The organism is Streptomyces sp. NBC_01618 (genome assembly GCF_045209435.1).
GTDB lineage: Bacteria > Actinomycetota > Actinomycetes > Streptomycetales > Streptomycetaceae > Streptomyces.
Genome location: NZ_CP109297.1, coordinates 768,238 through 794,070 on the forward strand (window position 1 = coordinate 768,238; position 25,833 = coordinate 794,070).

Consider the following 25,833-nt stretch of genomic DNA (forward strand, 5'->3'; position numbering starts at 1 on the left):
CCATGGAGGAACTGCTGGGCGTTGCCGCGCTGCTCGGCAGCGGGATCACCGCCGGTGTCCTCTTCGCCGTCGCCCTGAGCGTGCTGCCCGCGCTCTTCGCGATGCCCACCGGCACGTACGTCTACGCGCACCAGCTGCTCGGCCGCAACTGGGACCCGACGATGCCTGTCATCGTCCTGGGCACCACCCTGCTCGACGGCGTGCTCGCGGCGATGACCGGCGGCTCCACCCGGGTCCTGCTCGCCCTCGCCGCCGTCTTGATGCTGGGCGTCTCGGCGGTTTCCCACCTGGCCAATGTGCCGATCAACCGCCGGGTCAAGGAGATCGAAGACCCCACGGTGCTGCCCGCCGGCTGGCAGGACCCGCGCCCCCTGTGGCGGCGCTGGCACCTGCTGCGCACCGCACTCGCGCTGATCGTCCTGGCGCTCAACGCCGTTGCTTCGATGGCTTTCTGAGCTGGCATCAGGGTCTGAAGGCAGGAGAGAGCCGCAACCGGCCCGGCCGGTTGCGGCTCTGCCGTACCCACGCTCAGGCCCGGGCCGCCAGATCGCGCACCGAGATCTGGGTGACGGTCGTCAGCAGGCTCCGCTTGAAGGTGGCGACGAAGCCTTCGACCGTATCGGTCTCCCGTGGCCTGCTCAGATACGGCTTGAGCTTCGCCTCCACCTCACGCACCCCGGGCTGCGTGGCCATATGGCGGGCGACCGTCTCCAGGTCCCCGGTGTACTCGATCACGCGGACCATTGTGTCGTCCCGCAGGAAGACGGCGGTGGCCAGGATCGTGCCGGCGGTCCGGCCCTCGGCGTCCTTCGCATCGCTGGACCGCACCCGCCGGAAATCGCTGAAGATCGCGGTCAGTTCCTTCTCGAAGCCGGGCTTGATGTCGTAGGTGATGGCGGCGAACGGCATGGCTGCTCCTGTGCTCGGTCGGCTGACGGTGTGCTGCCGCCCTATCGCAGAACAGGCCGCTCGCGGCGTCCTCGAGGTTCCGTGCAGGGGGCGCGGGCCGGTCCGGACGGCACCGGTGCTGCAGGCCGACTCGAGTGTGTCTTTAGAACCCGGTGCGACGGTGTCCGTCTCCTGTCGTCAGCAGGCATTCGTAGGAGGCCCACAGTGCACAGAACGCTCATCGTGGCGAGGTTGAAACCGGGCAAGACCAAGGACATCGCCGAGATCTTCGAGGAGTCCGACTCGACCGACCTGCCGCACATGGTCGGCGTCAGCCGGCGGACCCTCTTCCGCTTCCACGAGCTGTACTTCCACCTCGTCGAGGCCGACGAGGACATCACCCCGAATCTGTACAAGGCCCGGAGCCACCCGCTCTACGACGACATCAACAAGCGTCTCGCGCAGTGCGTGGAGCCGTACGACCCCAACTGGCAGGAACCGAAGGACGCCATGGCGCAGGCCTTCTACGTGTGGACCAAGGACGGAGGGCGGATCCAGTGACCACGGCGATCACCAGGACCGTGAAGGTGGCCGCCGGCGAAGTCGCGGCCAACACCCGCCGGGGCGGCGACATCCGGGTCACCCTCAGCCCCAGGACCGTGGCCTGCACCTCGGGCTTCGGCGGTGTGATGAGTCTGGAGGCGGGCGACTTCATCACCGAGCACTACCACCCGTACTCCGAAGAATTCCTGCATGTCGTCACCGGCCGGCTCGAGATGACCCTGGACGGCGAGAAGATCGCTCTCGGCCCGGGCGACTCGCTGTACGTCCCCATCGGGGTACGGCACCGGCTGGTCAACGCCGGCGAGTCGACCGCCACCTGCGCCTTCCATCTTTCCCCGCTCGCCCCCCGGCCCGACCTCGGCCATGTGGACACCGAGGAGGCGCAGAGCCCCGAGCTGGAGAACCCGCAGGTGGGTGGAGCCCCGTGAGCCGACGCGCCGTCATCACGGGCATCGGTGTCGTCGCGCCGGGCGGAATCGGCCGTGAGGCGTTCTGGGAGCTGCTGTCCGAGGGCCGTACGGCGACCCGGCGGATCTCCCTCTTCGACATCGGGCCGTTCCGCTCCCAGGTCGGCGCCGAGGTGGATTTCGACCCCATCTCGGCGGGGCTGGAGGCGCGGCAGATACGGCGGATGGACAGGGCCGCGCAGTTCGCCGTCGTGTCCGCGCGCGAGGCGGTCGCCGACAGCGGCCTGGACCTCGCGGGCCTGAACCCCGAGCGGCTGGCGGTCAGCGTCGGCAGCGCGGTCGGCTGCACCATGGGCCTGGAGGAGGAGTACGCCGTCCTCAGCGACGGTGGCAAACAGTGGCTCCTCGACCACACGTACGGGGTCCCGCACCTGTACGGCTACATGGTCCCGAGCACCCTCGCCGTGGAGGTGGCGCGGGACGCGGGAGCGGAGGGCCCGGTCGCGCTGATCTCGACCGGCTGCACCTCGGGTCTGGACTCCATCGGGCACGCCGTGCAGCTCATCGAGGAGGGCAGCGCGGACGTCGCGCTGGCCGGCGCCACCGACGCGCCGCTGTCCCCCATCACCTCGGCCTGCTTCGACGCGATCAAGGCCACCACGGCGAACAACGCCGACCCCGAGCACGCCTCGCGCCCGTTCGACCGGGACCGGGACGGTTTCGTACTCGGCGAGGGCTCGGCGGTCATGGTCCTGGAGGAGAAGGAGGCCGCCGAACGCCGCGGGGCGCGGATCTACGGCGAGATCGTGGGCTTCGCCGGCCGCAGCAACGCGTTCCACATGACCGGTCTCAAGCCGGACGGCCGGGAGATGGCGGAGGCCATCCGGGTCTCCCTGGACCAGGCGGGGCTCGACCCCACCGCCGTCGGCTACATCAACGCCCATGGCTCCGGCACCAAGCAGAACGACCGGCACGAGACCGCCGCCTTCAAGCGGAGCCTGGGGCAGCACGCCTACGACGTACCGGTGAGCTCCATCAAGTCCATGGTCGGGCACTCCCTCGGTGCGATCGGCTCCATCGAGGTCGCCGCCTGCGCCCTCGCGCTGGAACGTCAGGTCGTGCCGCCGACCGCGAACCTACACAACCCGGACCCCGCGTGCGACCTCGACTATGTGCCGCTGACCGCTCGTGAGCATTCCATGGACGTCGTGCTCAGCGTCGGCAGCGGATTCGGCGGCTTCCAGACCGCGATGCTCCTGGCCCGTCCCGGCGCGGTCGAGTACGGGAGGAACTGATCGTGAGGCAGACGGACACGGGCACCAGGCCTCCGGTCGTCACCGGGCTCGGCATCACCGCGCCCACCGGCATCGGAACCGAGGAACACTGGGCGTCGGTACTCGCCGGGAAGTCGGGGATCGGCCGCATCGGCCGCTTCGACCCCTCGCCCTATCCGGTGCGCCTGGCAGGGGAGGTACCCGGCTTCATCGCGCGGGAACGGGTGCCCAGCCGACTCATCGCGCAGACGGACCACTGGACGCACCTCGCGCTGCACACCGCCGAAGCCGCCCTGGCCGACGCGAAGGTGAACCCCAAGGACCTGCCCGAGTACGAGATGGCCGTTGTGACCTCCTCGTCGTCGGGCGGGACCGAGTTCGGACAGCGGGAAATGGAGGCGCTCTACACCAAGGCCCCCTCCTGGGTCGGCGCCTATCAGTCCATCGCGTGGTTCTACGCGGCCACCACCGGACAGGTATCCATCCAGCACGGCATGCGCGGCCCGTGCGGGGTCATGGCCTGCGAACAGGCGGGCGGCCTAGATGCCATCGGCCAGGCCAGGAGGCTCACCCGCAAGGGTTCCCGGCTCGTCGTCACCGGCGGCACCGACGCCTCGCTGTGCCCGTACGGCCTGACCGCGCAGCTGTCCACCGGCAAGCTGTCCACGGTCCAGGACCCGGCCCGCGCGTACCTCCCGTTCGACGCTGACGCCAGCGGGTACCTGCCCGGCGAGGGCGGGGCGATCATCGTCCTGGAGAACGCGTCGGCCGCGGCCGAACGCGGCGCGGGCGACGGCTACGGCAGGGTCCTCGGCTATGCCGCGGGATTCGACCCGGCGCCGGAGACCGGCCGGCCGCGCGCCCTGCGCCGCACCGCCGCGCAGGCCATCGCCGACGCCGGCCTCCTGCCGGGCGACATCGACGTGGTGTTCGCCGACGCCGCAGGCCTGCCCGAGGAGGACCGGGCCGAGGCCCAGGCCATCACCGAGGTCTTCGGGCCCCGGGCGGTCCCGGTCACCGCGCCGAAGGCCCTCACCGGCCGGCTCTACGGCGGCGGCGCCCCGCTGGACGTCGCCACCGCTCTGCTGTCGCTGCGCGACGGCGTGATCCCGCACACCCCCGGTACAGCCGTGCCCGCACCCGGATACGAGATCGACCTGGTCGTGGGGGAGCCCCGGCAGCAGCCACTGCACCACGCCCTGATCCTGGCCCGCGGCCACGGCGGTTTCACGTCGGCTCTCGTCGTGGGCGGTTGACGTAATCCGCCGGTGAACGGCGGTTCCGATCCTCAGTGAAGGAGGCCCGCGATGGCGGGACACACCGACAACTCGATCGTCATCGACGCACAGCTCGACACCGTGTGGGAGATGACGAACGACCTGGAGAGCTGGCCCCGGCTGTTCAGCGAGTACGCCTCGGTGGAGGTGCTGAAGCAGGAGGGCGCGAGCGTCACGTTCCGGCTGACCATGCACCCCGATGAGGACGGCAACGTCTGGAGCTGGGTCTCCGAGCGCACCCCCGACCCGGCGTCGAGGACGGTCCACGCCCACCGGGTGGAGACCGGTCCGTTCGAGTTCATGCGGATCTTCTGGGAGTACACCCAGGAGCCCGCGGGCGGCGTACGGATGCGCTGGGTCCAGGACTTCCACATGAAGCCGCAGGCCCCGGTGACGGACGCGGCCATGACCGAACACCTGAACCGCAACACGGCCGTCCAGATGAAGTTGATCAAGGACAAGGTCGAGGCCGCCGCGGCCCTCGACGTCACCGCCTGATCCGAACACCGTTGGAGGTACTCCGGTGCTGGCCTACCTCGCTCCGCTGGTGGTGCTGCTCAGCGGCCTCGCAGCCGGGGTGCTGTTCGGCACCCAGCTCGGCGGCTGGCCGCTGCTCATGGCCCTTCCGGCGGACCGCTACGTCCACGCGCACGCGTTCTTCGCCACCCGCTACGACCCGGCGATGCCGCTCTGCCTGCTGGGCACCGTACTCGGCGACATCGCCCTGGCGGTCCTGGCGCCGGACCCGGTCTCGCGCGCCCTGTTCACCGCCGGTGCCGCGTCCGCGGCGGTCACCGTCGTCATCTCGCTCACCAAGAACGTCCCGGTCAACAAGTGGGTGCAGACCCTCGACCCGGACGCGTTGCCCGAGAACTTCGCCGAACTCGACCCCCGCCGCGCGTGGGGCGCCTGGAACCTCCGGCGCAGCGTCCTGACCGCACTCTCCTTCCTGCTCAACTGCACAGCCCTCGTCGTCCTTTTGTGAACGCGTGTCCCGCGTGTCCACCTGTGTGGAGGAACTCATGGATCTCGAACTCAAAGGCAAGAAGGCCCTGGTCACCGGTGGCACCCGCGGTGTCGGGCGCGGCATCGTCCTGGCGCTCGCCCGTGCGGGCGTGGACGTCATCACCTGCTACCGGCAGGAGGGGGACTACGTCGACTCGCTGGAAAGAGAGCTGAAGGAGATCGGCGGCGAGCACCATGTGCTGCGCGCCGACATCGCCGAACCCGCCGAGATCGCGGGCCTGCTGCAGCGTGTCCGCGAGCTGTACGGCCGTCTCGACCTGCTGGTCAACAACGCCGGGGCGATCAGCCACATCCCCTACGCGGACCTACCCTTCGAGGAGTGGCAGCGGGTCCTCGCCACCAACGTCACCGGCGCCCACCTCGTCATTCAGCACGCGCTGCCGCTGCTCGACGACGGGTCGTCCGTGGTCTCCATCGGCTCCAAGGCTGTCGAGGCCGGGATTCCGCTGCGCGCCCACTACACCGCCACGAAGGCAGCGCTCGTCGGCCTGAACCGCTCCCTCGCCAAGGAGTTCGGTGCGCAGAACATCCGCTTCAACGTACTCGCCCTCGGCGTCGTCGAGACCGAGAACTTCCACAACATGCCCGAGGAGCAGCGGACCCTGATGACCGAGCGGTACAGCGCGAAGACCGCGCTCGGCCGGCTGGGTAAGCCCGACGAGGTGGCGGGCGCGGTGCTGTGGCTCGCCAGCGACCTGTCCCGTTACGTGACCGGTGCCACAATCGGTGTCGACGGGGGTATCTCATGACGGCATTTCGGGTGATGCTCCGCATGGAGGTCCGGGCGGGGCTGGAGAAGGAGTTCGAGCAGGCGTGGCACGAGGGCACCGACGCCGTCACCGGCCACCCCGCGAATCTGGGGCAATGGCTCTCCCGGGCGACCGACGAGGACAGTACGTACTACATCGTCAGCGACTGGCTGGACGAACCCCGCTTCCGGAAGTTCGAGAACAGTCCCGAGCATCTCGAACACCGGGCGAAGCTGCATCCGTTCCGGTCCGGGGGTTCCTTCCACACCATGGAGATCGTTGCGCACATCGGAGGGCGGGCGGCGGGCGATGCCGGGTGAGGTCCGGGTCATGGTCTACCAGGCCGCCCACGACGAGGAGCAGCTCGACGCCGTACGCGATGCCTACCATCTGGTCAGTGCCCGGCTCGCCGAGGCACCCGGGATGCTCGGCAACGAGCTGCTGCGCAACCCCTTCGACCCCACATCGCTGGCTGTGATGAGCCGGTGGGAGAGCCTCGACGCGTTCCGCGTGTGGGAGTCGGGGGCGCAGCACCGGGACGACACGGCGCCGCTGAGGCCGTTCCGGGACACGAGGACGCCGGTCGCTTTCGCCGTGTACGAGGTCGATGCGGCGTACTGACCCGATGACATGCCAAGGGCTCTGTCCCAGTCCCTGGGACAGGGCCCTTGGCATGGTGTGGCCTGCCTGGGCGGTTGTTTGAAGGTGGAAGTCCCCTGGGGGAAGAGGTGGTGCCAACTCCGAGCCGGTGGCAAGGGCGTCATGTGAGAGGAGGGCCGGGCGACCCGGCCCTCCTCTTCGATTGCGGGCCGCGGACTGCTATTCCGGCAGGTTTCCGGCGGTGCCGCCGATTCGGTACGGTGTGGTGACCCCTTCGTAGGACAGGTGCAGCATCATGCCCAGGGCCGTGTGGACGAAGTTGTGGCAGTGGTCCATCCAGATGCCGGGGTTGTCGGCCTTGAACGCGACCTCCCACTCCTCGCCGGGCCGGACCAGGACGGTGTCCTGCCAGACGGGGCTGCCGGTGAGCGTCTTGCCGTTGTGGCGGAGGAGCAGCATGTGATGCCCGTGCAGATGCATCGGGTGGTCCTCCTCGCCGCGGTTGACGAACCGGGTGCGGACCATGTCGCCTTCCCTGACCATCAGCATCGGGGTGTCGGGGAAGACCCGGCCGTTCACGGTCTGCCGCAGGCCGAACACCCCGTCGTAGAAGCCCAGCCAGTCATCGGTGACCAGGGTGAAGTTCCGGTCGAACTTGCTGTCCGGGCCGAACGAGGTGGCGGCCGACTCTCCGTAAGAGGTCTTGTCGAACTCGGGCCCGTCGAGCTTCGGTTCGGCCGATCCCTTGCCGTCGGCCGAGAACGCGATGCCCGCCTCGGGTGCCTGCAGGTCCACCAGCCGCACCGGTGTGGCCGGCATGGTGAACTCCAGGTCCATCCGGCCGGCCGCGGCGAGGACGAGCCGGCGGTCGTTGAGTTCGCCCGGCTCGTTGAGGTCCGTGCCGTCGAGTGCGGTGACCCGGAACGGTGTCCCGGTGAGGGTGAACGTCCTGGTCAGGTTGCTGGTGTTCATCAGCCGCAGCCGGACCCTGTCCCCGGGACGTACCCGGCGGCGGTCCAGAACGTCCGAGGTGCCGAACGACGGGCGGAGAACACCCGGCGAGGCCTTCCAGTCGTGCGCGATGACGGTGACGTCCTGGTCGACGGCGGACCGAGGCGCGGCCGGGTCGATCACCAGCGGACCGAACAGCCCCCTGCTGATCTGCTCCGACCCCTGCTGATGCGAGTGGTACCAGCGGCTGCCGGACTCACCGACCTTGAAGCGGTAGGTGTACGAGGCGCCGGGCTGGACCGCGTTCTGCGTGACGCCGGCCACCCCGTCCTCTCCGTTGGGTACGTCCATCCCGTGCCAGTGGATGCTGACCGGGTCTTTCGAGAGCCGGTTGACGAGCGTGACCGCCACCAGCTCGCCCTGCTTCACCCGCAGCTCGGGGCCGGGGATCTGCCCGTTGAACGCCCAGGCGTCCACGGTCCGGCCGGAGGCCAGCCTGATCTTCTTTTCCTGGGCGGTGAGGGTGAACCGCCGGTCGGGAATGCCGCCGCGTGTCTTCAGGTCGTTCACGCTGACGGTACCGACCGAGGACGCGCCGGGCATCGCCGCCATGCCGTGGTGGCCGGCCGGGTGGCCGCCGTGGGAGGCCGACGGGCCCCCGCCGTAGTCCGCCGGGCCCTGCATCATGGAGAATGTGTCCGGGAACGTGCTGCTCTGGATGCCGGTGGCGACCAGGGCGGCGATCGCGCCGGACACCACGACCGTGGTTCCGAGCCGTACGGCCAGCGTGCGGCCCCGGGAGCGCTGCGGCGCCCCGGCCGTCCCGGAGACGCGGGACGCCCTGATCCGGGCCCGCCGGGCCAGCAGCGCGGCGCCGACGACGAGAATCGCGCCGTACACCAGCAGGTTCAGCCACACCGGCCGGTTCGGCGGGAGGAACTTCTCGAAGAACCCGCCGAGCGAACCGAACGCGGCGAGCTGCGGCGGGAACGCGCGCCGCGGTGCCGCGAAGCGGGCCCGTTCCGCAGCAGGGACGGCGGCCGTACGGTCCGTGACGCGCCGCCGGGCCGTCGCCCATAGGTGCGGGAAGCTCCAGCCGAGGGTCGCGAGGAACCCGGGCAGGAGCAGCAGCAGCGTCGTGTACATCCTGCGGTCGCCGACGAACACCCAGCCGAAGGCGGCGATCCGGCTGAACGCGAACAGCCTGGCGAGGGCCAGGAGTGAGGCCAGGGCGGTGACGACGAGAGCGATACGGGCCCCGCGTCGCAGCCGTCCCGCGGTGGGCAGGGAGGCCAGCCTTCGCACGGTGAGCGCGGCAGCCAGCCAGGCCGGAAAGAGAACGAGGGAGAGGATGAAGTCCAGCCTGGAGAGCGTCAGATACATGGCAGTACTCCGGTCGGGGAGACGCATTCGGGGCGAACGGCCCCGGGGTGCGCCTGGGTGGTGGGACGCGCGGTGAGGAGCTGAGGTCTGTACGGGCGGTCTTCGAGGATCAGCCCGATGGGGGCACCCCCGACCGAAGGCTGGTGGGGTCCCACCATGGCGGAGCCCAGGTGGGACCCCATGGCGGAGCCCAGGTGGGACCCCATGGCGGAGCCCAGGGGAGAGTGCCGAAGCTGTCGTCGCGGACCCGACGAGATCGCCCGGACAGGCCCTGGTGCCGCGACCGGCAAACATTGCCGGAAGTGGCACTAGGAACGGTCGACGGTGAGCGAGCTGGCTCCGCCCACGACTTCGATGTCGTAGCGGTTCTCCTCGGACTCGAAGGTGGGGGAAGAGAGCTGGACGCCGCCGCCGACGGCGTCCAGGTGCTGGTTGTCGAAGGTCAGCTGGGAGGCGCCGCCGGTGATCTTGATCTGGGCGGACACGTCGTGCGGCCGCCGGAGGGTGACGTTGCTGGCGCCGCCGACGATCCGGATGCGCACCGTTCCCCGGGGCCGGGGAAGGACGACCGACGCGTGGCTTGCGCCGCCGCCCAGCTCCAGCCGAGTGAGGACGACCGGCGACAGATCGGCGGTGACCCGGCCGGCTCCGCCGTCGATCTCGACGGCCCAGGGGATCGTGGCGTTCACCGTCAGGTGTCCGCTGTGCCGACGTACCGGCAGGGGGTGCAGTCGGCGCGGGTAGCAAAGTGTGACGACACCGTGAGCGGCGTGCACGTCCGGGACGAGCCCGGAGAAGCGTGCGTGGTAGAGGCTCTCGCTGTCCTTCTCCTCGGTGGCGAGAGTCAGCTCCGACGCTCCGTTGACGACCTTCAGCAGGCCGACCGTGACTGATCCCAGCGGTTCGGTGAATTCCTGTTCCAGGCTCTTGGCCATCCGGTCAGGCCTTTCCGTAGTCATGCGTGCGGTCGAAGACCTGGGTGAGGACCTTCTCCAGCTCGTGCTGGGGCTCCGCGCAGGCGCCGACGGAGCGCCAGGCGACGAATCCGTCCGGCCGGATCAGGACCGCGCCCTCCGGGCCCACGCCGTAGGTCTCTTCCCAGGTGCCGTTCGGGTCGGTGAGCGTGCCGCCGTCGATGCGGTGTGCGTCGAGATCGATGCCGAGCCGTTGTGCAGCCGGGCCTGCGGCGTGTTCCCAGCCGGTTCCGTCGGCGCCGGTGAGCAGTACAGGAGCCGTGCCGAAGAGATCGAGGGTGGACAGCTCCTTGCCGTCGTTGCGCAGTGTGAGGTGCGGGGCCCGGGTGCCAGGGCGGCCCAGTTCCCGGGGGGCGAGAGCGGGCGGGAGGCCGGCTCCGTCCTCCGGAATGAGAGCCCCGGAGAGGTAGCGGTATCCGAGGATCGCCGCCGCGTAGCTCACCCCGTTCTCGTCCTGGCCGTCGTGGGAGCGTTCCTGCATCTCGGCCATCGCGTATTCGATGGTGAAGCGGGCCACCGGCCGGCGTTCCGCTTCGTAGCTGTCGAGGAGTCCTGGCCCCGCCGTACGGTCCAGCACCGCGGCGAGTTTCCAGGCGAGGTTGTCCGCGTCCTGGATTCCGGTGCTGGCGCCGAACGCCCCGGTCGGCGGCATGGCGTGGGCCGCGTCGCCGACAAGGAAGACCCGGCCCCGGCGGTAGTGCTCGGCGAGCTGGGCGGCGATCTCGAAGCCGAGGATCTTGTCGCCCGTCGCGGCGATCTGTACCTCGAGTTCGTCGACCACCAGGTCCGGGACGCCGACCGCAGCCCGGATCGCCTCGACGCACCGTGCCTCGTCGAAGTCGTCGATCTTCTCGCCCCGCTCCGGGTGGTACGGGGTGTAGAAGACCCAGCGGGAGCCGTCCATGGGCATCAGCAGGGTGCCGTTGTCGGGCTGGTCGAAGTAGCCGAGCCCCAGGTCGCGGCCGCGCAGCGGTCCGCTGAGGTCGGCCTTGAAGACCACGCTCACGGTGTGCACGAAGGTGCCCGGTCCCTCGGCGGCGATGCCCAGGGCTTCGCGCACCGGGCTGTTGCTGCCGTCCGCGCCGACGAGGTACTGCGCCGAGACGGTGGTCTCCTCGCCGGTGACGGTGTCACGGATGGTCGCGGTGATTCCGTCCGCCGTCTCCTCGAAGGTCTCGAGCTCGGTGGACCAGCGGATGTCCGCGCCGAGTTCGGCAGCCCGCTCGGCCGTCAGCCGCTCGAGCCGGTCCTGGTCGATCGAGCACCAGGTGCAGGGCGTCACCTCGGAGGTCAGTTCGGGAGCCTCGTCCTGCATCGGCGCGGAGAACATCTCCGGCCCGGCGAGGTTGTCCGCGCGGACCATGAGCTTCTCGCTGAGCTCCGAGGTGAGCGAGCGGTCCGCGAAGATCGCCTCCTCGAGGCCCGCCGCGCGGTAGACCTCGACGGTGCGGGGGTTGATGACCCTGGCCCGGGGGTGCAGCAGGGCGCTGGGGTGGCGTTCGACGAGGATCGGGCGGACGCCGCGGCGGGCGAGAAACAGAGCGGTGGACAGCCCGACGACCGCGCCGCCGACGATCAGTACCGGAGTCTGTTCGGTTGCGTTGCGCGTCATGGAGAACCCTCCTGGTGTGTTGGTTGGTCAGATGCTGATGCTGGGAGTGGTCGGTTCCTGTCCGGGCACCTGGCCGGTCTCGTCCTCCAGGAGGAAGTCTTCGTGGTGACGGGCCTGGCGGGGCAGGAGCAGGATGAGGAGCAGGACCAGGGCGGTCAGGCCGATCTGCGCGATGATGGTGCGCTGCAGCGCGGTGCTGAACACGATCCTGCGGGCGTTGTCCGCGGCGGCACCGACGGCCGCACCGGCCCGTGGGTTGTCCAGGGTGTCGAGCGGCCGGCAGCTCGCCGGCGACACGGCCGGATCCGTCGAGGATGTGCGGTCGGTCAAGCAGCGGGCGAAGGTGCCGATGATCTCCTGCTGCCGGCTCTGGGTCACCGATGCCTTCGTCAGGCCGGCCCGCAGCTGCGGGGTGACGTCCTTCGCGGCTTCGTCGGCCGCGCCGCCGAGGAAGCCGAGGAACAACGCCCCGATCACCGCGATGCCGATGGCTCCGCCGACCTGCTGGGACGCGTTGAGGACTCCGGAGCCGGCGCCGGCGTGCTCCGGCGGCACGTCGGACAGGATGAAGTCCAGGATCGGGGCGATGATCATGCCCATTCCGAGACCGCCGACGAGCAGGGTCGGCAGCAGCGACCAGGAGCCGATCTGGTCTCCGCGCAGCTGGACGGTGAGTGCGATGCCCGCCATACCGGTAGCCAGCAGCACAGCGCCGATGACCATGACCTTCCGGCCGATCTTGACGGTGAGCACGGTGGCGGAGAACGCCGCGCCGAAGCTCACGCCGAAGGACCACGGGAGTCCGGTGAGGCCGGCTCGCAGAACGGAGAACCCGAGGCCCGTCTGCAGGAAGATGATGAAGATCAGGAAGTGCCCGATGACCACGCCGAAGAAGACCATGTTGGCGATCAGGCCCGCGGAGAACGACCGGCTGCGGAACAGGTCTGGCACGATCAGCGCGGAGCCACCCCGCGCGCTGCGCCGCTTCTGGTGGAGGGCGAAGAGGGCCAGCACCGGTACGGAGGCGGCCAGGGTGACGAACGTCCAGGTGGGCCAGGACAGCTCGCGGCCCTGCACCAGGGGGTAGAGCAGCAGCAGGAGGCCGACGGTGAGCAGCCCGGTGCCGACCAGGTCCAGCTTGATCGGGTACTCCGAGCGGGACTCGCGGATCACGATCAGCGCGGAGATGAACAGGGCAATGCCGACCGGGATGTTGATCAGGAAGATGATCCGCCAGCCGAGGTCGAACAGGTTGGCGTTGATCAGCAGCGCGCCGGCCACTGGGCCGCCGACCGTGGCCAGGCCGGCGACGCCGCCGAACGCGCCGAGTGCGGCACCGCGCTCCTTCGGCGGAAAGGCGGCGGTGATGATGGACAGCACCTGCGGCACCATCATGGCCGCGGACGCACCCTGCAGGGCACGCGCGACGATCAGTGCCTGCGGGTCCTGTACGAGGCCGCACAAGGCGGAGGCCACTGTGAAGCTCGCGACCCCGACGAGGAAGAGCCGCTTGCGGCCGTACATGTCGCCGAGCCGGCCGCCGATGATCAGCAGGACCGCGAACGACAGCAGGTAGGCGGCCACGACCCACTGGATGGCCGCGTAGCCGGTGCCCAGGTCCCGCTGGATCGAGGGGATGGCGATGTTGACGATGGTGGAGTCGAGAAGGTCCATGAACGCGGCGAAGAGCACCACGATGAGCGCTGCCTTGCGTTTGGGATCGGCTCCGTGGACGGGTGCCGCAACCGCGGAGGGCTTCGACATGGCACGACCTTTCGGTGATCTAAACTCAACTGAGACAGCGACTTACTGGGAAACTTCCTAGCTCATTATCTTAGCCACTAAGATAATGACGACCCCAGAGAACCGGAAGGATGGACTCATGTCAAGTGGTGACCGCGCGGAACTGGCCACAGCTCTGGACCAGGAGCTGCGCAGTCTGGTGTCCCGATCTGTGCTCTTTCATCAAGCAGTGGCAGACCGACTTGGCCTGAATGTGCTCGACCTGAACTGCCTGGGCGCCCTCGTGACGCGCGGTTCGATGGCGGCCGGTCAGCTCGCCGAGGAAAACGGCGTCACCACCGGAGCCATCACCGGCGTGATCGACCGGCTCGAAGCGGCCGGACACGTGCGCCGGGACCGGGACCCCAAGGACCGCCGCCGGGTACTCGTCACACCACTGCCCAACCTCGAAGCACAGATCTTCCCGCTCTTCGCATCTCTCGGCGCCTCGATCGGCCGGCTGTGCGAGCAGTACAGCGACGAGGAGCTGGAGACGGTCCTCGGCTTCATGCGGGCCGCAGCCCCCATCACCCATGAGGAGGCCGTGAAGCTCCGCGCGGGAGACTCCTCGAAGAGCGGCCGGGGCGGCCGGTGAGCCCTCTCGGCCCCCCGGCCGCCCCGGCGCACCACGGGCGGCGGAGGTAGCCCGTCACCCGGGGATTCGGCCCTCGATCAGCCGCAGCGGGGTGCCCGTCGGGGTGACTCCGGCGAACTCCATACCGGCCCGTTCGAACATCGCCCCGTACTCTTCCTCGGTACGCTCCCAGCCGCCCATCACCAGCAGCATGTGAAGGTCCATCAGCGCGTCCCAGGGAGTCTCGGGAGGATCGGCGACCAACTGCTCCAGCAGCACCACGCGACCGCCCGGATGCCCTGCCGCCACACAGTTGGACAGCACCTGATGGCAGGCGTCGTCGTCCCACATGTGCAGCACCTGGCGGATCAGGTGCACATCGGCCCCGGGAACACTCTCGAAGCAGTCACCGACCACCAGCTCGACCCGCTCGGAGACCGGCCCCTCCCGCAGTTCCGGCACGACCGAGTCGATCGCGTGCTTGCGGTCGAACAGCACTCCCCGGATATGGGGATTGCCTTCGAGCAGGGACAGCACGAGACTGCCGTGCCCGCCGCCCACATCGCAGAATGTCTTCGCCCGGCTCAGGTCCAGAGCCCGCACGACGCCCGGGTTCATCGCCCGTGACTGGGCGGCGTACCCCTTCAGACAGGCGGCCCCCGACGCGTTGTCGTCCTCGTGGAAGTACGTGAACAGATCCTTGCCGTACGTCTCCTGGAAGGCGCAGTTGCCGGAGCGGACGCTCTCCGCGAGCTTCCCCCACATCGCCCAGCCCCAGTCCGAGCCCGTCAGCATGATGTCCGTCAGCGACACCGAGGCGTCCGAGCGCAGCGCCCGGGACGCCTCCGTGTGCTCATACCGCCCGGGCCCCGCCTGCCGGAAGATCCCGAAGCCCACCAGGGCCCGCATCAGACGCGTGAGCGCCGATACGTCGGCGCCCACGCTCTTCGCGATCTCTCCCACCGACGCCGGCTGGTCGTCCACCGCGTCCGCGAGCCTCAGCTGCGCCGCCGCCTGCACCACCGCGCTGGCCCACATGCCCCAGCCGAGCTCGGCGACCGCCTGCGCGGCGGGCGGCCCGATCACGGGAGCGCCCTCGCACGCCGGCACTCGTCCTGCCGTCACATCACTGGTCATCAGCAATCACCTCAGATTCACCCGGCCTTGTCAGGCCCGGACGGATTCGATCAATGCGATGGGGGCCCGCTCGTGACCGACCAGCGGGAGCCGCCGGCACCGGTGGAAGCCGGCGGCGGACAACAGGCCCTCGTACTCGTCCTGGGTACGGGCACGCCCGCCGGTGAGCACCATGAACTCCACGTCATTGGCGTGCACGTGCGAGGAATGCTCGGTGTACTCCCAGTCCAGCAGCAGCAGCCGGCCGTCCGGCGGGGCCGCCTTCGCGCAGTTCGTCAGCAGCCGCGCCGCCGCGTCGTCATCCAGATCGCACAGGATGTTCTTCAACAGGTACAGGTCACCGCCGGCGGGCACGGCGCTCAGGAAGTCACCGGCCGCGAGCTCCACCCTGCGGGTCTGCCGGCGGCTCTCGAAGGTCTCACCGGCGAGCGGCACCGCCCAGTCCAGATCGATCAGGACGCCCTGGGCGTCCGGTACCTCGTCGAGCAGCCGGGCCAGCACCGTACCCGGAGCGCCGCCGACGTCGACGATCCTCCGGACGCCGGTGAAGTCATAACTCGCCACCAGGGCCTCGGCCGCTTCCACCGACAGCGAGGCGCAGGCCTCGGCGTAGCTGCGCGCCTCCGCCGGATGGGCGGCGTAATACTCCCAGTGGTCCATTCCCCACGCCGCGCGGGTGGCCGGTCTGCCGGTACGGACGACATCGGCCACCAGCTCCCACGGACGGGTCATCCCGGGCGCGTTGACCGCGATCGAGAAGCCTCGCAGGGACGGGACGTCGGACCGGAGCAGTTCGCCGGCGTCAGTAAGCTTCCAGAGATCCTCCCCGGCGGGGGCGATCAGTTCGTGCAGCTCGCACACCCGCAGGAAGCGGGCCAGGCTCGGCGCATGTGCGTCGATCAGGCACGCCAGTGCGGCTGCGGAACGGGGGCCGGCGGCCAGATGGTCGGCGATCCGCAGTTCCGCCATCCCGCGGATGACGAGCCCGGCGGACCAGTGGTAGGGCTTGAGCTGTTGGAGCGCCCGCAACGGAAGAAAGGGTTCCTGCGGGTTCCCGGTCGTGGCTGGCATGGAATGTGCGACCTCCATGTCGGGGGGCGGTGGCGACGGCATGTTCCGAGGACGAATGACGGCACGCCGTGCCGGTGGACCGGCGCAGACTGCCCCGGCCCGGTCGTGAACCACTGGGGCGGGCCAGGCGCCGCGAACCAGGCAGACTTCGACAACACGCCGCAGGGCGGTGGTCAGTGCCCGCCGTCGACGTTGATGACGTTTCCGGTGACGTTTCCGTTGGTGGCGGAGGCGAGGAACAGCACGACGCCGTTGACGTCGTCGACGCTGGAGAACCGCAGATGCGGCATGCTCTCGTTGAGCACCCGCTTCGCCTCCTCCGGCGCGAGTCCAGAGATCTTGCCGCGCAGCGCCTCGGGGAGCTTCTCGAGCAACCCCTCGGTCACCGTCGGCCCCGGCGCGACGACGTTCGACAAGATGCCGTGCTCGAACAGCTCCGTGGACAGTGTGCGGCTCAAGCCGTGCAGCGCCGACTTGCCGGCGGTGTACGCCTCCTCACCCTTGCGCCCGCGATTGACGATGCTCGCTGACATGAAGACGATGCGCCCCCAGCCTCGGGACTTCATCGACGGCAGGGCCGCCTGGACGGTGTGGAAGGCGCCCTCGACCTCCGAGCGGAGATGCGGCAGCCAGCTGTCGGGGGAGATCTGCTCAAACGGGACGGGACGCGGATTCGGGCCACCGGTCGCCGACGCGTTGACCACGAGCACATCGATGCCGCCCCACTGCCGGACGACCTCCGCGACCGCGCCCTGAACCGAGGCCCGGTCCTTCAGATCCAGTCGCACCGGCAGTGCCGCGCCGCCGGCTGCCTCGATGTCCGCAGCCACCTCCTTCGCGGTGTCCGCGCGGCGCAGGTAGGTGAGCGCGACCCGTGCCCCCTCACGGCCGAACGCACGCGCCAGTGGGCGGCCGATGCCACCACTGCCGCCCGTGAGCAGCACGACCTTGCCCTTGAGTCCCAGTTCCATGACAGCTCCGTTTTCCCGGCCGCCGGCCGGCTCGGTACCAGTCCCGGACCGTGCCCATGGTCACGAGCACGGGCTGCGCCATGCCTAGCAAGGGACACTGGAGCGCCGCTGGACTCGCGAAGCCCCGGTCCGACCCGCTCCCGGCGGTCCATCCGACCTCCAGAGTGCTTCGAGGGCACGTCCTGATAGTTCACCCGGCGTCCTCACCAGGCGGGACGCAGCCACGACTTCGCCGAGACACCGGGAAAGGAACTGGCGCATGACCAAGAACCGTGAAGAGCAGAGTTCGCCCGACCTCAACGCCATCGTTCAGCTGGGCATGGCCTTCGGGAGCGCCAAGATCCTGCTCACCGCCACCGAACTCCAGCTCTTCACCGTGCTGCACGAGAGCGGACCGGCCACTGAGGAGGAGGTGCGCGCGAAGCTCGGACTCCACCCGCGCGGCTCCCGCGAATTCCTCAATGCCCTGGTGAAGCTCGGACTTCTGGAGCGCAAGGACGGCAAGTACGGCAACACCGAGTCCGCCTCGACCTACCTGGTCAAGGGCAAGCGAACCTACGTCGGACGCTTCCTCGACCGGTCCAACAGCGTCCTGTACAAGGCCTGGGGCGGTTTCACCGAGTCGCTGAAGACCGGTGAATCGCAGATCGAGGGCCACGGCGACGACAACATGTTCAAGCACCTGTACAAGAGCGAAGAGCAGATGCGGGATTTCGTCGCCATGATGGACGCCCTGAACTGGACGGTCGGCCCCGAGCTGGCCAGGGCCTTCGACTGGGGCACGGTCAAGACGGTCACCGACGTCGGCGGAGCGCGGGGCAACCTGGCGGCAACCCTGGTCGAGGCCCACCCGCACCTGAACGCCACCGTATTCGACCTGCCCGCCGTGCGCCCGGCCTACGAGGACCACATCGGCGGGCTCGGTCTGAAGGACAGGATCGGCTTTCACGGCGGTGACTTCTTCGCCGACCCCGTCCCGGAGGCCGATGTCGTCATCATCGGTCACGTGCTCGAGGACTGGGCCCCCGAGCGCCGGCAGCTTCTCATCAAGAAGGCCTACGACGCGCTGAAGCCCGGCGGCTCGCTGCTCGTCTACGACCCCATGCTCGACGACGAGCTCAGCCCGCTGACCAACCTGCTCACCAGCCTCACCATGCTCGTCGTCACCCACGGCGGTTCCGAGTACCACGTCGACGACTGCCGGACGTGGATGAGCGAAGCAGGCTTCGCGGAGACCTCCGCGGAGCTCCTGGCCACCAACGACATCCTCGTGGTGGGCCTGAAGAAGTGAGGACGCGCCGGGTGTGCCGCCCCCCGCGGGGGGCGGCCCGCGGCGCCTCCGCGAATAGCGCCGGCAGGCCCGGCGCTCGCACGCACAAAGAAGAAGGGGTATCGATGTCGATTGATGAGGAACTCCTGACCTTTCCGTTCCCGGCGCCGGAGAAGTTCGAGCCTCCCGAGGAGTTCCGCCGGTTGCGCGAACAGGCCCCGGTGGCCCGGGTGACGCTCCCGACCGGTGACCGCGCCTGGCTGCTCACCCGCTACGCCGACGTCCGCCAGGCGCTGGTCGACCCGCGGCTCAGCCGGGCCGCGGCCGAACATCCCGAATCGCCGCGGATGGGCAACACCACCCCCGGTCCCAGGACCATCCTGGGCATGGACCCGCCCGACCACTCCCGCCTGCGCCGCCTGGTGATGCAGGCGTTCACCGCCCGCCGCGTCGAAGCCCTCCGCCCCCGTGTCGAGCAGCTCGCCGAGGAGCAGGTACGCCTGGTCCTGGTTGCCCCGAAGCCGGTGGACCTGATGTCCTGCTTCGCCCTCAGCCTGCCTATCAAGGTCATCTTCGAGCTGCTGGGCGTGCCCTACGAGGACGTCGACCGGTTGCACGCCTGGAGCGAGGTCATCTTCAGCCTCGGCGGCCACACCCGGGAAGAGGTCCAGGAGGCCCGCGGCAACATCGTCGGCTATCTGCGGGACCTGATCGAGCTGCGGCGCAAGACCGCGACCGACGATCTGCTCAGCGTGCTGGTCCACGCCCGCGACGCGGGACAGCAGCTCTCGGAGGAGGAACTGCTCGACTTCGCCATGATCCTCATGACGGTCGGCCACCAGTCCACCGCCAACTCCCTGGGGACCGCGCTCTTCACCCTCCTCCAGCACCCCGAGCAACTGACTCTGCTGCGCGACAAGCCGGAACTGGTCCCCGGCGCCGTCGAGGAACTGCTGCGCTTCAACCCCTTCGTCTTCACCGGCACCCAGCTGCGCGTCGCCACCGAGGACCTGGTCATCGGCGACGTGACCGTACGGGCCGGCGAGGCCGTCATCGCCTCGCTCGGCTCGGCCAACCACGACGCGGAGACCTTCGAGGACCCCGGCCGCTTCGATGTGACCCGCACGCCCAATGTGCACCTGTCCTTCGGATACGGCGTACACCACTGCCTCGGTGCCCAGCTCGCCCGGCTCGAGATGCAGATCGGCCTGCGCACCCTCATCGACAAGGTGCCGGAAACTCTGCGCCTCGCCGTGCCTGTGGACTGGCTGACCTGGAAGACGGGTCTGACCGCCCGCGCGCTGGTCAGCCTCCCGGTCACCTGGTGAACCCGGTGAAACGGCGAGGAGGCCCGCGATGACCAGCACGTGGCAGATCGTCCTCGACCGCAGCTGCCGCCGCAGCGGTATCTGCTCCGCGGTCGCTCCCCAGTACTTCAGCGTGGACGCCGACCACCGGACCCGGGTGGCCGAGGGACCTGTGGACCCGGACCCCGAACTGCTCGACGTGGTCGCCGCGTGCCCCGCGGAAGCCATATCCATCGTCGACCGGGAGACCGGCCGGCCTGTACCGACGGACCCCGACAACGGGGTCCCGGAACGAAGAGGGTGACCGGGATGCGTACCAGAATCGGCCAGGCGTACGGCGGGCTCCGCAGCCGCCGCGGCCTGCTCAAACAGGTCGGTGTCGTCGGCGCGGCCGGCCTGACCGCCGCGGTCACGGACACCACCGCACACGCCGACGCCGGCTCCCCGGCCGGCAGCTGGTCCGTCACCGTCGAGGTCGAGGGCCAGCCGGAGGCCGAGCGGGCGCACTTCTCGTTCACCGCGGACGGGCAGCTCGTCATGCAGGGGATCCGGGACGGGACCACCGGCACCGGTATCGGCTCCTGGCGGGCCAGCCGCGGCGGGTTCGTGTACGCGCTGCGCCACCTGCGGGTGGGCGACGACGGAAAGTTCCTCTTCGAGATCCGGATCCGCCAGGAGGCGCGGTTCACCTCCGCGGGCGCCTTCGTCTCGCAGGGAACGGCCAGAGCCGTCGACGCCGGCGGCAACGTCCTGATGGAACTACAGGCCACCGCGTCCGGCTCCCGGTTCGGTATCGACTACTGACCGGCCCCAGGGCCGGGCCAGAGCAAAGGAGAGTGCTGGCATGTGCGGCATCGCCGGCTGGGTGGACTTCGAACGTGATCTGCGCCAGGACGTCGCCGTCGTAGAGGCGATGACCGAGACCATGGCACTGCGCGGGCCGGACGCCGGTGATGTGTGGATCTCCCCGCACGCCGCCTTCGGCCATCGCAGGCTCTCCGTCATCGACCTCGAGGGCGGCCGTCAGCCGATGCTCGTCGAGGAGGACGGCGAGGTCATCGCCTCGCTGACCTACAGCGGCGAGGTGTACAACTTCCGGGAACTGCGCGAGGAACTGGCCCTCAAAGGCCACCGGTTTCGCACCCGCAGCGACACCGAGGTGGTGCTGCACGCCTATCTGGAGTGGGGCGACCGGTTCGTCGAACGGCTCAACGGCATGTTCGCCTTCGCGATCTGGGACGTACGCACCGAACAACTGCTGCTGGTCCGCGACCGGGTCGGCATCAAGCCGCTCTACTACCATCCGCTGCCCGGCGGCGGGGTTCTGTTCGGCTCCGAGCCCAAAGCCATCCTCGCCAACCCCTTGGCCGGCCGGACCGTTGACGCCGAGGGCCTGCGCGAGCTGTTCGCGGGCGTCAAGGCCCCCGGCGCCGGCGTGATCAAGGGCATGCCGGAGCTGGCCCCCGGGCATGTGCTCACCGTCGGCCGCACCGGGCACAGCCTGCGCCGCTACTGGCAGTTGGAGGCCCACGACCACGAGGACGACCTGCCGACGACGATCCGCACCGTGCGGGAGTTGCTGGAGGACATCGTCTCCCGGCAGATCGTGTCCGACGTGCCGCTGTGCACCATGCTCTCCGGCGGCCTCGACTCCAGCACACTGACCGCTTTGGCGGCCATCGCCAAGCGCCAGGACGGCAGCGGCAAGGTCCGCTCGTTCGACGTGGACTTCGCGGGATACCTGGACAACTTCGAGCCGGACCTGACCCACCCCACCCCCGACTCGCCGTACGTCCGCCAGGTCGTCGAGCACGTGGGCGCCGACCACAGCCACATCGTCCTCGGCAACGCCGAGATGACCGAGGCGGAGATACGCCGCAAGGTCGTGCACGCCATGGACTGGCCCGTCCTGATCGCCGGGCCCGGCAGCATGGACATCTCCCTCTACCTGCTGTTCCGCGCGATCCGGGGACAGTCGACCGTGGCCATCACCGGGGAGTCCGCGGACGAACTGTTCGGCGGCTACCCGTGGTTCCACCACCCCGAGTACGGCCAGCCCGGGACCCTGCCCTGGAGCCTGGCCCACAACCTGGGCATGCCGACGCTCTTCGGTCCCGTCGCCACCCGGGTCGACGTGCGCGGCCACCAGGCCGACCAGTACCGTCAGGCGGCAGCCATGGTGCCCCGGCTGCCGGGTGAGAGCAGCCGGGAGAAGCAGTTCCGCGCATGCACCTACTTCTTCCTCACCCGCTTCATGCGTACACTGCTGGACCGCAAGGACCGGCTCAGCATGGCGCTCGGCCTCGAGGTGCGGGTGCCGTTCTGCGACCACCGCCTGCAGGAGTACGTCTTCAACGCCCCGCAGGCGTTCAAGACCTTCGACGGCCAGTGGAAGAGCCTACTGCGGGCCGCGGTGAAGGACCTGCTGCCGGACTCCGTGCTGTCCCGCCCCAAGACCGGATATCCCATCTCCAACGATGTCGCTTACGACACTTATGTGCAGGAGCAGTTCGGCAAGATGATCGCCGTCGGCGAGGCTCCGGTGATGCCTCTGCTCAACCCCACGGTCGTCGAACACGTCCGCCGGGACCCCACCGCGGCGGGGCAGCTGACCCGGATCGAGATCGACAACGCCCTGCACATCAACGAGTGGCTGTCCGCCTACCGGCTGGAGCTCGACATCTGAGCCCGGCCGGTACCGAACCTGCGTGTCCCCCCATGGCCGCGCCCCCACCCGTGAAGTGAACCGGGGTGGGGGCGCGGCCACACTCTCCGGCGGCTACCAGGCCACCGGCAACTCCAGTGGCCGGCGGAACGCCATACCGGCCACCCACTTCAGCTCGTCGGCCGCCACCGCCAGCCGCAGCTCGGGGAACCGTTCCAGCAGCGAGCGCAGTGCCACCTGGAGCTCGATCCTGCCGAGCTGCGCGCCCAGGCAGTGGTGCAGACCATGACCGAACGTCAGATGCGGGTTGGACTCGCGGTCCAGATCGACCTCCTCCGGATCGGCGAACACCCGCCCGTCCCGGTTGGCCGAGGTGATCGCCGGCAGCACGGCCTCACCCTTGCGGACCAGGGCCCCGCCGAGCTCGACGTCCTCGGTCGCGATCCGCATCGCACCGGCCCCGCCACCGGCCACCGAGTATCGCAGCAGCTCCTCGACCGCACTCGGCACCAGATCGTGGTCCGCACGCAGCCGCTCCCACAGCCCGGGCTTGCGCAACAGGGTGATCAGCGCTCCGACGACCTCACCGGTCGTCGCGTGATACCCGGCGACGAGCAGTGTGTGACCGAAGGCCAGCAACTCCTCCTCGGACAGCCGGTCGCCCTCCTCACGCGCCTCGATGAGCTGCGTGAGTAGATCGTCGGCGGGCGCCGCGGCCTTGGCTGCGATGAGCTCCCCGAGGTAGCTGTTCAGCCCGGTACGCGCCGCCATGACGTCATCGGGGGAGTGCGCGGAGATACTCAGCATGACGTCCGACCACACCCGGAACCGCTCCTGGTCCGCCAGTGGAACGCCCAGCATCTCGCAGATGACGGTGATCGGCAGCGGCTGGGCCAGATGCGCGATCAGGTCGGCCGGCGGCCCGTCCGCGGCCATCCCATCGAGCAGTTCGTCAGTGATCTTCTGCACGCGCGGACGCAGCTGCTCCATATGGCGCACCGTGAACGCCTTCGTGACCAGCTTGCGCAGCCGCGTGTGCTCCGGCGGATCCATGGTGAACAGCGACTTCGAGCCCTTGGCGACCGGCAGCAGCCGCGGCGCGTCGGGGGCGGTGAGCGCCGACTTGCTGAACCTCGGATCCGCCAGCACCAGGCGCACGTCGTCATAGCGGGTGACCACCCAGGCCCGGTGGCCGGTGGGCAGCGTCAGCGGCGCCACGGGCTCCGACTCGCGCAACGTGGCGTACTCCGGAGCGGGTTCCAGCGGATCGGGCACCGAGAGGGGGAAGGCCCGCGGCGGATTCTCAGCGGTCATCGCATGACTCCTTCTGATGCGTACGGCCCGCCTGATCGGACGCGCCGGTCCTGGGGATGCTGACAGCACCCGTTAGACCCCCGATGGAGAGCGGCTGGAGATACCGCGCCGCTGCAGCTTCGCTCGAGGCCTCGTCAAGCCGCCGCTGTCACCCTGCACGCGCACGCGAGCGCGCGGCAGTGTCTCCGGGCCCAGGGACTCCCCGACTCCGTACCGGCCCAGGACCTGCCCGGCGGCGCGCGCCCGGTCCGCGGCCCCCTGCCTACGGCGGGCGTGGCCCACCGCACCAGACGACGCGGCCGGTCCGGCCGAGAATCGCCGGACCGGCCCGAGGACGAGGAGGACTGCATGACATCCGACGGCGCCACGAAGGTGGCCGACAAAACCGCGGACCCCGATGACCGGGGCCTCCTGGGATGGCCGCGCTGGTTCGTCACCCTGTTCGGTACCGATCTGTGGGAGCGCTTCAGCTTCTACGGCATGGCAGCGCTGCTGTTCCTCTTCGCGGCGGAGCCGAAGGCATCAGGCGGACTGGGCCTGGGCAACAGCACGGCCGCGGCCCTGTTCGGCGTCTACCTGTCCACCGTCTTCATGGCTTCCCTGCCCGGAGGCTGGCTCGGCGACCGGGTCTTCGGGGCGCGCAGAGCGACGCTCTACGGCGGCGTCCTCATCGCCCTGGGCCACCTCACCATGGCGCTGCCCACCACACCGACCTTCTTCACCGGTCTGCTGCTGCTCGCCGCGGGCACCGGCCTCCTCAAGCCCAACCTGGCCACCATGCTCAGCGCCTTCTACCCCAAGGAGAAGCGCGCCGAGCGGGACGCCGGCTTCTCCATCTTCTACATGAGCATCCAGATCAGCGCCGTGATCGCCCCCATCGTCACCGGTCTGGTCGGCGAACTCGTCAACTGGCACCTGGGCTTCGGTGTCGCGGCCCTCGGCATGGCGCTCGGCCTCCTCCAGTACGTGCGCGGCCGCGCCCACTTCCGGGGAGTCGGCGAGCAGCCCGAGCGGCCCGCCACCGGGCAGGAGCGGAAACGGGTGCTGCTGCTGGCCGCCACCCTGGTCGGAGCCGTCATCGCGATCCTTGGCACCGACACGCTGCTCGGCACCTTCCAGCTGCGCCACGCCCTGATGCTCGCCGGGCTGTGCTCGCTCATCGCCCCCATCGCCTACTTCAGCTACCTGCTGCGCCACCCCGAGCTGTCGCCGGTGGAACGAGGGCAGATCAGGGCGTACATCTGGGTCTTCCTGACCGCCTCCATGTTCTGGATGATCTTCGTTCAGGGCGGTTCGGTGTTCAGCCTGTTCGCAAAGGTGTCCACCGATCGCTCGCTGGGCGGATTCACCTTGCCGGCCAGCTGGTTCCAGTCGACGGCGCCCCTGTGCATGCTCCTCGTCGCACCGCTCTTCGCCCGGCTGTGGGTACGGCTCGGCAACCGGATCGGCGCACCGGTGAAATTCGCCATGGGACTGTGGTTCATGGGCCTCAGCCTGCTGGTGATGGCGGGGGCGACGATCGCCGCCGCGGACGGGGCCAGGGTCACCCCGCTCTGGCTGCTGGCGGCCTACTTCCTGATGGCCTGCGGCGAGATCGTCTTCGCGCCCGTGGGGATGAGCGTCACCACACGGGTGGCACCGGCCGCCTTCGTCAGCCAGATGATCGGGGTGTTCTGGCTCGCGGCGGCGCTGGGAGCCGGACTCGGCAGCCAGATCGCCCGGTTCTCCGAGAAGCACACCCCGGGCCCTGGCTACTTCCTGGGCATGGGGCTGGTCGCGATCTCCCTCGGCACGGCTCTCGCGGCGTTCGCGGGCCCGCTGCGGCGGCGCCTGGAGTCGTGAACCGTGCGAACTCCCGGTAATCGAGTAGGAGGGCCAGGTCGCCAGGCCCTCCTCTCACACCACCGGACATGCGGGTCACGCATCCGGCGGTTCATCCAGCTGATCTCAACCGTTGCCAGATCGGCTTGAGCGTTTTCAGGCCCAGGTCGTCCCAGTAGGAGTTGGGCGCTAGGAACCCAGGTCTCGCCTCGGGCT

The 25,833-nt window shown here is 69.5% G+C and carries 26 protein-coding genes; 17 read left to right on the top strand and 9 right to left on the bottom strand.

Annotation, left to right across the window (positions count from 1 at the left end):
• Positions 1 to 2 precede the first annotated feature (2 nt).
• Positions 3 to 455, top strand: coding sequence for a DUF1772 domain-containing protein (locus tag OH735_RS03610; protein WP_406379398.1), 453 nt, complete (start codon positions 3 to 5; stop codon positions 453 to 455).
• Between the two features lie 73 nt (positions 456 to 528).
• Here OH735_RS03610 and OH735_RS03615 read toward each other — a convergent pair whose 3' ends face one another.
• Positions 529 to 909: a SchA/CurD-like domain-containing protein gene (locus tag OH735_RS03615; protein WP_406379400.1), complete on the bottom strand. Its 381-nt coding sequence runs from the start codon at positions 907 to 909 to the stop codon at positions 529 to 531.
• Positions 910 to 1,113: 204 nt separating this feature from the next.
• Here OH735_RS03615 and OH735_RS03620 point away from each other — a divergent pair, with 204 nt between their 5' ends.
• Genes OH735_RS03620 through OH735_RS03660 form a run of 9 tightly spaced genes read left to right on the top strand, consistent with a single transcriptional unit; the run spans position 1,114 to position 6,806 of the window.
• Positions 1,114 to 1,449 (top strand): TcmI family type II polyketide cyclase, encoded by a 336-nt coding sequence (locus tag OH735_RS03620; RefSeq protein WP_406379402.1) that lies wholly within the window; start codon positions 1,114 to 1,116, stop codon positions 1,447 to 1,449.
• Complete coding sequence (locus OH735_RS03625; RefSeq protein ID WP_406379404.1) at positions 1,446 to 1,880, top strand: cupin domain-containing protein; 435 nt, start codon at positions 1,446 to 1,448, stop codon at positions 1,878 to 1,880. Before OH735_RS03620 ends, OH735_RS03625 begins: the two co-directional genes overlap by 4 nt.
• Positions 1,877 to 3,154, top strand: a complete 1,278-nt coding sequence (locus tag OH735_RS03630) for a beta-ketoacyl-[acyl-carrier-protein] synthase family protein (RefSeq protein WP_406379406.1) — start codon at positions 1,877 to 1,879, stop codon at positions 3,152 to 3,154. Before OH735_RS03625 ends, OH735_RS03630 begins: the two co-directional genes overlap by 4 nt.
• Before the next feature lie 2 nt (positions 3,155 to 3,156).
• Positions 3,157 to 4,389, top strand: coding sequence for a ketosynthase chain-length factor (locus OH735_RS03635; RefSeq protein WP_406379407.1), 1,233 nt, complete (start codon positions 3,157 to 3,159; stop codon positions 4,387 to 4,389).
• 51 nt (positions 4,390 to 4,440) lie between these two features.
• Entirely contained in the window at positions 4,441 to 4,908 is a 468-nt protein-coding gene (locus OH735_RS03640) for an SRPBCC family protein (protein ID WP_406379409.1), read from the top strand.
• 25 nt (positions 4,909 to 4,933) lie between these two features.
• Positions 4,934 to 5,395, top strand: a complete 462-nt coding sequence (locus OH735_RS03645) for a DUF1772 domain-containing protein (protein WP_406379411.1) — start codon at positions 4,934 to 4,936, stop codon at positions 5,393 to 5,395.
• Positions 5,396 to 5,432: 37 nt separating this feature from the next.
• Positions 5,433 to 6,185 carry an SDR family NAD(P)-dependent oxidoreductase gene (locus tag OH735_RS03650; RefSeq protein ID WP_406379413.1) on the top strand — a complete coding sequence of 251 codons (753 nt, stop codon included), beginning with the start codon at positions 5,433 to 5,435 and terminating at the stop codon, positions 6,183 to 6,185.
• Entirely contained in the window at positions 6,182 to 6,505 is a 324-nt protein-coding gene (locus OH735_RS03655) for an antibiotic biosynthesis monooxygenase family protein (protein WP_406379414.1), read from the top strand. The genes OH735_RS03650 and OH735_RS03655 overlap by 4 nt, the downstream gene beginning before the upstream one ends.
• Complete coding sequence (locus tag OH735_RS03660) at positions 6,465 to 6,806, top strand: antibiotic biosynthesis monooxygenase family protein (RefSeq protein ID WP_406379415.1); 342 nt, start codon at positions 6,465 to 6,467, stop codon at positions 6,804 to 6,806. Before OH735_RS03655 ends, OH735_RS03660 begins: the two co-directional genes overlap by 41 nt.
• 198 nt (positions 6,807 to 7,004) lie before the next feature.
• On the opposite strand, the gene OH735_RS03665 is transcribed toward OH735_RS03660, so the two are convergent.
• The 4 genes from OH735_RS03665 to OH735_RS03680 form a co-directional block, all read right to left on the bottom strand.
• A complete protein-coding gene (locus OH735_RS03665; protein WP_406379416.1) occupies positions 7,005 to 9,119 on the bottom strand; it encodes a multicopper oxidase family protein in 2,115 nt (704 codons plus the stop codon).
• 308 nt (positions 9,120 to 9,427) lie between these two features.
• The gene (locus OH735_RS03670; protein WP_406379418.1) at positions 9,428 to 10,078 is read right to left on the bottom strand and encodes a hypothetical protein; all 651 of its coding nucleotides are present in this window, start codon (positions 10,076 to 10,078) and stop codon (positions 9,428 to 9,430) included.
• Entirely contained in the window at positions 10,059 to 11,705 is a 1,647-nt protein-coding gene (locus tag OH735_RS03675; RefSeq protein WP_406379420.1) for an FAD-dependent monooxygenase, read from the bottom strand. Before OH735_RS03675 ends, OH735_RS03670 begins: the two co-directional genes overlap by 20 nt.
• A 27-nt stretch (positions 11,706 to 11,732) precedes the next feature.
• The gene (locus OH735_RS03680; protein ID WP_406379422.1) at positions 11,733 to 13,469 is read right to left on the bottom strand and encodes an MFS transporter; all 1,737 of its coding nucleotides are present in this window, start codon (positions 13,467 to 13,469) and stop codon (positions 11,733 to 11,735) included.
• 118 nt (positions 13,470 to 13,587) lie between these two features.
• Here OH735_RS03680 and OH735_RS03685 point away from each other — a divergent pair, with 118 nt between their 5' ends.
• Positions 13,588 to 14,082: a MarR family winged helix-turn-helix transcriptional regulator gene (locus tag OH735_RS03685; RefSeq protein ID WP_406379424.1), complete on the top strand. Its 495-nt coding sequence runs from the start codon at positions 13,588 to 13,590 to the stop codon at positions 14,080 to 14,082.
• 54 nt (positions 14,083 to 14,136) lie between these two features.
• Here the strand turns inward: OH735_RS03685 and OH735_RS03690 are convergent, their stop codons facing one another.
• The 3 genes from OH735_RS03690 to OH735_RS03700 form a co-directional block, all read right to left on the bottom strand.
• Entirely contained in the window at positions 14,137 to 15,198 is a 1,062-nt protein-coding gene (locus OH735_RS03690; protein WP_406379426.1) for a methyltransferase, read from the bottom strand.
• A 30-nt stretch (positions 15,199 to 15,228) separates the two neighbouring features.
• Positions 15,229 to 16,269 carry a methyltransferase gene (locus OH735_RS03695; RefSeq protein WP_406379427.1) on the bottom strand — a complete coding sequence of 347 codons (1,041 nt, stop codon included), beginning with the start codon at positions 16,267 to 16,269 and terminating at the stop codon, positions 15,229 to 15,231.
• 173 nt (positions 16,270 to 16,442) lie between these two features.
• Positions 16,443 to 17,240 (bottom strand): SDR family NAD(P)-dependent oxidoreductase, encoded by a 798-nt coding sequence (locus tag OH735_RS03700; RefSeq protein WP_406379429.1) that lies wholly within the window; start codon positions 17,238 to 17,240, stop codon positions 16,443 to 16,445.
• 259 nt (positions 17,241 to 17,499) lie between these two features.
• Here OH735_RS03700 and OH735_RS03705 point away from each other — a divergent pair, with 259 nt between their 5' ends.
• The 5 genes from OH735_RS03705 (at position 17,500) to asnB (ending at position 22,503) form a co-directional block, all read left to right on the top strand.
• Positions 17,500 to 18,531, top strand: coding sequence for a methyltransferase (locus OH735_RS03705; protein ID WP_406379431.1), 1,032 nt, complete (start codon positions 17,500 to 17,502; stop codon positions 18,529 to 18,531).
• A 104-nt stretch (positions 18,532 to 18,635) separates the two neighbouring features.
• Positions 18,636 to 19,838 (top strand): cytochrome P450, encoded by a 1,203-nt coding sequence (locus OH735_RS03710; RefSeq protein ID WP_406379432.1) that lies wholly within the window; start codon positions 18,636 to 18,638, stop codon positions 19,836 to 19,838.
• A 28-nt stretch (positions 19,839 to 19,866) separates the two neighbouring features.
• Positions 19,867 to 20,121 carry a ferredoxin gene (locus tag OH735_RS03715; protein WP_406379433.1) on the top strand — a complete coding sequence of 85 codons (255 nt, stop codon included), beginning with the start codon at positions 19,867 to 19,869 and terminating at the stop codon, positions 20,119 to 20,121.
• Positions 20,122 to 20,126: 5 nt separating this feature from the next.
• The gene (locus tag OH735_RS03720; RefSeq protein ID WP_406379435.1) at positions 20,127 to 20,621 is read left to right on the top strand and encodes a twin-arginine translocation signal domain-containing protein; all 495 of its coding nucleotides are present in this window, start codon (positions 20,127 to 20,129) and stop codon (positions 20,619 to 20,621) included.
• Between the two features lie 40 nt (positions 20,622 to 20,661).
• Positions 20,662 to 22,503, top strand: a complete 1,842-nt coding sequence (gene asnB / locus OH735_RS03725; RefSeq protein ID WP_406379437.1) for an asparagine synthase (glutamine-hydrolyzing) — start codon at positions 20,662 to 20,664, stop codon at positions 22,501 to 22,503.
• A 93-nt stretch (positions 22,504 to 22,596) separates the two neighbouring features.
• On the opposite strand, the gene OH735_RS03730 is transcribed toward asnB, so the two are convergent.
• A complete protein-coding gene (locus tag OH735_RS03730; protein ID WP_406379439.1) occupies positions 22,597 to 23,796 on the bottom strand; it encodes a cytochrome P450 in 1,200 nt (399 codons plus the stop codon).
• A gap of 348 nt (positions 23,797 to 24,144) precedes the next feature.
• Between OH735_RS03730 and OH735_RS03735 the strand changes: the two genes are divergently transcribed.
• A complete protein-coding gene (locus OH735_RS03735; protein WP_406379441.1) occupies positions 24,145 to 25,638 on the top strand; it encodes a peptide MFS transporter in 1,494 nt (497 codons plus the stop codon).
• Positions 25,639 to 25,833: the final 195 nt, after the last annotated feature.